This is a genomic window from Streptomyces sp. NPDC057486 (assembly GCF_042802415.1).
Classification (GTDB): domain Bacteria; phylum Actinomycetota; class Actinomycetes; order Streptomycetales; family Streptomycetaceae; genus Streptomyces; species Streptomyces yanii.
In genome coordinates this window covers 1-5,900 of sequence record NZ_JBHVEE010000253.1, presented here as the reverse complement: position 1 = coordinate 5,900, position 5,900 = coordinate 1, and the positions used below count along the sequence as shown (strand labels likewise).

5 protein-coding genes are annotated in these 5,900 nt (G+C 69.3%); 4 read left to right on the top strand and 1 reads right to left on the bottom strand.

Annotated elements, in window-relative coordinates:
• Positions 1-240: 240 nt before the first annotated feature.
• On the bottom strand, positions 241-1,089 hold the full coding sequence (locus ACFU6I_RS47570; protein WP_384380558.1) for an IclR family transcriptional regulator: 849 nt from the start codon (positions 1,087-1,089) through the stop codon (positions 241-243).
• Between the two features lie 291 nt (positions 1,090-1,380).
• Between ACFU6I_RS47570 and ACFU6I_RS47565 the strand changes: the two genes are divergently transcribed.
• From ACFU6I_RS47565 to ACFU6I_RS47550, 4 genes are all read left to right on the top strand, one after another.
• Positions 1,381-2,748, top strand: a complete 1,368-nt coding sequence (locus ACFU6I_RS47565) for an aspartate aminotransferase family protein (RefSeq protein ID WP_384380556.1) — start codon at positions 1,381-1,383, stop codon at positions 2,746-2,748.
• A complete protein-coding gene (locus ACFU6I_RS47560; protein WP_384380553.1) occupies positions 2,748-3,935 on the top strand; it encodes a mandelate racemase/muconate lactonizing enzyme family protein in 1,188 nt (395 codons plus the stop codon). Before ACFU6I_RS47565 ends, ACFU6I_RS47560 begins: the two co-directional genes overlap by 1 nt.
• A complete protein-coding gene (locus ACFU6I_RS47555; protein ID WP_384035489.1) occupies positions 3,932-4,777 on the top strand; it encodes an amidohydrolase family protein in 846 nt (281 codons plus the stop codon). The genes ACFU6I_RS47560 and ACFU6I_RS47555 overlap by 4 nt, the downstream gene beginning before the upstream one ends.
• Positions 4,778-4,967: 190 nt before the next feature.
• Positions 4,968-5,807: an SDR family NAD(P)-dependent oxidoreductase gene (locus tag ACFU6I_RS47550; RefSeq protein ID WP_384380550.1), complete on the top strand. Its 840-nt coding sequence runs from the start codon at positions 4,968-4,970 to the stop codon at positions 5,805-5,807.
• The last annotated feature ends 93 nt before the right edge of the window (positions 5,808-5,900 follow it).

Sequence of the window (5,900 nt, the reverse complement as noted above, 5' to 3'; positions counted from 1 at the left end):
TGGGCAGGGGTGTGGTGGTGCGGAACGCTCATGCGGACTTCGCCTTCCGAGAAGTGCCGAAAATGAGGGAGCGTTCCTGCGGTGGACTGCCATGAGGCGGATGGCTGAATAAGGTCCGGCCATCAGCTGTTCACAACGCGCTGGGCAGGCGTCGGAAGCGGACCGGAAGGGGTAAATCGCCGATGTCGTCTGAATGTCATCGGGGTTGGCAGGGAACCTACGGCCGATGGACCTGATCGGTCAAGGCCTGATTCCGTCGGAATGCTCGGGGTTCGTCGAGCTGTCCGCTTCGGCGACCCAGCCCAGCGAGACGCTGATCCGCCGCGCCGCGTCCCGGACCTGGCCGCCCAGTTCCTGGTAACGCCAGGCCGGCAGGCCGAGCTTGAGCCCGGTGATGCTGATGGCCCCCGCGCACACCGAACGGTCGTCGAAGACCGGCGCGCCGATGCAGATGATGCCCTCGGCGTCCTCCTCGTCGTCCAGGGCGTAGCCGACCCGGGCGATGTCGCGCAGATGTGACAGGAAGGTGGCCGGGTCGGTGATGGTGCGGGAGGTGCGCCGGGGCAGTCCGAACCGCTCGATCACCGCGGCGGCCTCGCTCTCCGGCACCGCCGAGAGCAGTGCCTTGCCCAGGCCCGTGCAGTGCGGCAGCTCGCGCTGCCCCATCCGCAGATCGAGCCGGACGCGCTGATCGAGCTCGACCTGGTCCACGACGACCGCATGGCCGTCCTCGGGCACGGCGAGCCGGGAGGCCATGCCGGTGGTGCTGGTCAGTTCCGTGAGTACGGGGTGGGCGACCCCGCGCAGGGACACCTGGGACCGTGCCCGGTCGCCGAGTCTGGCCAGGCTCATGCCGAGCCGGTAGCGGCGGTTCATGCCCTCGCCGTCGTCCGAGACGAGGCCGTACGCGCGCAGGGTCTGGAGCATGCCGAAGGCGGCGCTCTTGGAGATGGAGCAGGCCTGGCCGACCTCCGTGACGCTGAGGCCGTTCCCCTGTGCGGGGGCGGCTAGCGCTTCGAGGATGTCCGCTGCCCTGGCCACGCTCTTGACCCAGTACTTCGGTTCTTCTTGGGCAGCACTGTTCGTCATAGCAGAACAGCCTAGTCCCTTACGCGGGTTGAGTGGACCCCTCCGCGAGGCGAACCTGCCTGGAATGGGCCTCTCGTGGCCGGAAAGGGGTTGACCGGCACCGGGGCCGGACGTAATATCCAGGCACTGTTCTGCTCTACAGAACAGCGTTCGGAAAAATCGAAGCATCTGAGAAACACGCACCACGGATCACCACTTCCTGCGGCGACTGCCGGGCGGATGGCGCCAGGGAATCGCGGGCCGGGCAGGGCCTGCGAAAACCGACGACTCTCGACGCAAGGAGCAAGCGATATGAGTTCAGGCCCGGTAGGCAATGAATCCGGAGCCCGACTCGCCGAGCGCGCCCGCCAGGTCGTACCCGGTGGCGTGAACAGCGGTCAGCGCAGCGTTCCCGGACTGACCGACCTGGTCGTCACCGGGACCGACGGCGCACGGTTCCGTACCGCCGACGGACGCGAGTACACCGACTTCCACTCGGCGTTCGGCCCGCCGCTGCTCGGCCACAACGACCCCGACGTGGCCCGCGCCACCGCAGAGGCCGGCGCCACGCTCGGCCACATGGGCGTCGGCGTCACCGAAGGCGAGATCCTCCTCGCCGAACAGCTCACCGAGCTGATCCCGTCGATCGAGAAGGTCCTCCTCACCAGCACGGGCAGCGAGGCCACGTTCCACGCGCTGCGCGTCTCCCGCGCCGCCACCGGCCGCCGTCTCGTCGTCAAGTTCCAGGGCTGCTACCACGGCTGGCACGACTCGGTGAGCCTCAATGTCATCTCCGCCCCTTCGATGGTCGGCGGCCACGACCCGATCTCCACCGGCATCCTTCCCGAGGTCCTCGAGGCCACCCTCGTCCTGCCGTTCAACGACAGCGACGCCGTCCGCCGCACCTTCGCCGAGCACGGCTCCGACATCGCCGCCGTCATCGTCGAGCCTGTCCCGCACAACGTCGGCGCGCTCCTGCCGTTCCAGGAATTCCTCACCACCCTGCGCGAGGAGACCACGAAGGCCGGCAGCGTCCTCATCTTCGACGAGGTCATCACCGGCTTCCGTCACGACATCGGCGGCTGGCAGAAGATCTCCGGCATCACTCCGGACCTCACCACCCTCGGCAAGGCCATCGCCAACGGCGCCCCCGTCGGCGCGATCGGCGGCCGCGCCGACCTGATGGACCTCTTCTCCACCCGCCCCGGCGCCCCCGCCTTCTTCGCCGGCACGTACAACGGACACCCGTCCGTCGTCGCCGCCGCCCTCGCCACCCTGCGCAAGCTCCGCGAGGAGCCGGTCCACGAGCACGTCTTCCGGCTCGGTGACCGCGTCCGCACCGAGCTGACCGGACTGTACGAGCGCCTCGGGGTCCCGGCCGTCGTCACCGGCTACGGCTCCGTCTTCGTCAGCTACTTCATGCCGGGCGAGACCCCCCGTACCTACGCCGACCTGCTCGAAAACGACGCCTCACTGTTCGTCGGCTACCGCCGCAGGCTCCTCGACCACGGCCTGTTCGAGCTGCCGCTCAACCTCAAGCGCAGCCACATCAGCTACGCCCACACCGACGCCGACGTCGACCGCCTCATCGAGGGCACCGAGGCCGCCGTCAAGGCCGTCCTCGCCGAGGGCGGCGCCCGCGACCTCGAGAACACCTCCACCATGGGCGGAGCCCGCTGATGCTTACCGTGAACCGCACCCGCCCGGCCGGCCCCGCCGGACGGATCACCCGGGTCGAGACCCTGATGCTGGGCACCTCCTGGCGCGACTTCGGCTACGTCCGGGTCCACACCGACGAGGGCCTCTCCGGCATCGGCGAGATCACCCACCCCTACCGGGTCGGTGAGGTCTGCGCCCTCACTGAGGCCCTCGCCCGGCGGCACCTCATCGGCGCCGACCCGTTCGACATCGAGGAGCTGTGGCTCCGCGTCTACCAGGGCGACTTCCTGCGCGGCGGCGACATGGGCGGCATCGCCCTGTCCGGCCTCGACCAGGCGATGTACGACCTGATGGGCAAGGCGCTGGGCGTGCCCGCGTACCGCCTGACCGGAGGCGCCTGCCGCGACACGGTACGCGTCTACGCCAATGGCTGGTACACCGGCGAGCGCGAGCCAGAGACCTTCGCGGCCAAGGCGAAGGAGACCGTGGCGAAGGGCTTCACCGCCCTGAAGTTCGATCCGTTCGGCCCCGGACTCCACGAGCTGGAGCGTGTCGAACTGCGCCGCTCCATCAACCTCGTCGCCGCGGTCCGCGAGGCCGTCGGACCGGATGTCGACCTGTTCATCGAGGGCCATGCCCGGTTCGCCATGCCGACCGCCGCCCGGTTGGTCCGCGAGCTGGAGCCGTTCGACATCGGCTGGTTCGAGGAGCCGATGCCCTGGACCCACATCGAGCGGTACGCGGAACTGCGGCAGCGCGCCGCCTTCCCGATCTCCGGCGGCGAGCACTTCCACAACCGCTACGAGTACAAGCAGCTCTTCGCGACGAACGCCGTCGACATCATTCAGCCCGACCTCTCCATGGCCGGCGGCTTCACCGAAGTACGGAAGCTCGCCGCGATCGCCGATACCCACGGCATGCTCGTCGCTCCGCACAACTCCAACTCGCCGCTCTGCACCACGGTCTCGGTGCACGCGACTCTCGGAATCCCCAACCTCAAGATCCTCGAAACCTTCGACGGGCTCCTGGAGCCGTACGTCTTCGACGCCCTCAAGGGCACGCTCCCGATCGTCGACGGCCACATCGGCCTGCCGACCGCCCCCGGGATCGGCGTCGAACTCGTCGACGAGGTCTTCGAGGAACACCCACCCAGCCACCGCTTCTGGAACATGTTCGCGGACGGCTGGGAGAAGCGGAACCGGACATGATCGTCGACGTCCACTCCCATCTCTTCCGGCACAGCCACGACTTCACCGACCCTTTCAAGTCCGACTCGGCCCGTGCCCACGCGGGGGAGGTCGACCTGACGGTGAAGTGGGAGGAGTACGCCGCCACCGCACCGGAGGGCACCCGTACGATCGTCGTCGGCGGCAAGGCCCGCCGCAGCGGACTCTGGGTCGACGACGCCGCCGTGGCCTCGTACGCGGGAGCACACCCCGACCGGCTGATCGGCTACCTCTCGCTCGACCCCACCCAGCCCGGCTGGCAGGACGAACTGCGCTACGGCCATCAGGAGCTCGGCCTGCGCGGCATCAAACTGATGCCGATGTACGCGGGCTTCGACCCCGCGGCGGAGGAGTACGACGAGCTGTACGGGTACGCCGAACGGCACGGCCTGCCGCTCCTCGTCCACACCGGCACCACGTTCGTCTCGAACGCCCCGCTGGAATGGGCGATGCCCCGCCACCTGGACGCGGTCGCCATCCGCCACCCGGAACTACGGATGGTCCTCGCCCACCTCGGCCACCCGTTCGAGGGCGAGTGCATCGCCGTCATCCGCAAGCACCCCCATGTGTACGCGGACGTCAGCGCCCTGCACTACCGGCCCTTCCAGCTCTGGCACAGCCTCCGGCTGGTCCAGGACTACGGGGTCTTCGACAAGCTGATGTTCGGCAGCGACTACCCGTTCACAACGGTCGACGACTCGGTGAAGGGGCTGCGGGAGATCGCCCGCATCCCCGGCATCCCCGGACTGCCGCCGCTCGACGTGGACGCGGTGGAAGAGATCATCCACCGGCCGTCGCTGGACCTGCTGGGACTGAACGGCTGATCCCGCAGCCCCCACGATCCACCGGGACCGAACGGCACCACCCGCCGTTCCCGTGATCCTGCCGGTACGACACCGGGGTCTTCCCCATTCCCCGGCCGTCGTCCGGCAGCCGGGCCGCCGCGCAATTCACCCCCCTGGTGCGGTGCGGCGGCCCACCTCCCCGTACCACCCCGCCAGGAGGAATCCCGACATGACCGCAGCCGTCCCGCCCCGCGGTACCGACCGCTTCGACCTCACCGGCCGCACCGCGGTCGTCACCGGAGCCGCCCGCGGCCTGGGCCGGTCCTTCGCCGTCGGGCTCGCGGAGGCGGGCGCCGATGTGGTCCTCGTCGACCTGCCCGGCGCCGACGGTGTCGCGGAGACGGCCGCGGCCGTCGAAGCGCTCGGGCGGAAGTCCTGGACCTATGGGCAGGACCTTGCCGACATCGAGGCCCTGGCCGGCTTCGTCGACGCCGTACGTGCCGAGACCGGACCGCTGCACATCCTGGTCAACAACGCGGGCACGGCGGCGCTGGAGCGCTTCAACGAGATCACCCCCGCGAGCTGGTCGCACATCATGCGGGTCAACGTCGACGCGGTCTTCTTCCTCAGCCAGCGCATCGCCGAACACATGACGGCTGACGGTGTCGCGGGCCGCATCATCACCATCACGTCGAAGAACGCCCTGGTGGCGGAGGCGGGCCTGGCCCACTACAACGCCTCCAAGGCTGCTGCCCAACTGCTCACCGAGACCCTGGCGGTCGAGCTCGCCCCGCACGGCATCACCGCCAACACCCTGGCCCCCGGCATGGTCGAGACGCCCATCGACGGGGAGTTCCCGTTCGACCGGGAGGCGTTCGAGGCCGCGTACCGCGAGCGGATCCCGCTCGGCCGCTATGCGCAGCCCGACGAGTGCGTGGGCGCGCTGCTGCTCCTCGCGTCGGACGCCGGGGCGTACCTGACCGGTGCGCGCCTGGTCGTCGACGGGGGAGTGCTGGCCGACCAGATGCCGCGCATGCGGTTCATGCCGCCGTACCGCAACACCGTCTGACGCCGTCGCGCACGTATCACGGGCCCAACCGATCACGCATCACACACGCATCGACAACGCGAGGAGCGCCTCCGTCATGTCCGTCAATGCATC

What these genes read in the sequence shown, in the direction of transcription:
- ACFU6I_RS47570 (WP_384380558.1), bottom strand. Translation starts at nt 1,089, where the DNA reads ATGACGAACAGTGCTGCCCAAGAAGAACCGAAGTACTGGGTCAAGAGC.
- ACFU6I_RS47565 (WP_384380556.1), top strand. Translation starts at nt 1,381, where the DNA reads ATGAGTTCAGGCCCGGTAGGCAATGAATCCGGAGCCCGACTCGCCGAG.
- ACFU6I_RS47560 (WP_384380553.1), top strand. Translation starts at nt 2,748, where the DNA reads ATGCTTACCGTGAACCGCACCCGCCCGGCCGGCCCCGCCGGACGGATC.
- ACFU6I_RS47555 (WP_384035489.1), top strand. Translation starts at nt 3,932, where the DNA reads ATGATCGTCGACGTCCACTCCCATCTCTTCCGGCACAGCCACGACTTC.
- ACFU6I_RS47550 (WP_384380550.1), top strand. Translation starts at nt 4,968, where the DNA reads ATGACCGCAGCCGTCCCGCCCCGCGGTACCGACCGCTTCGACCTCACC.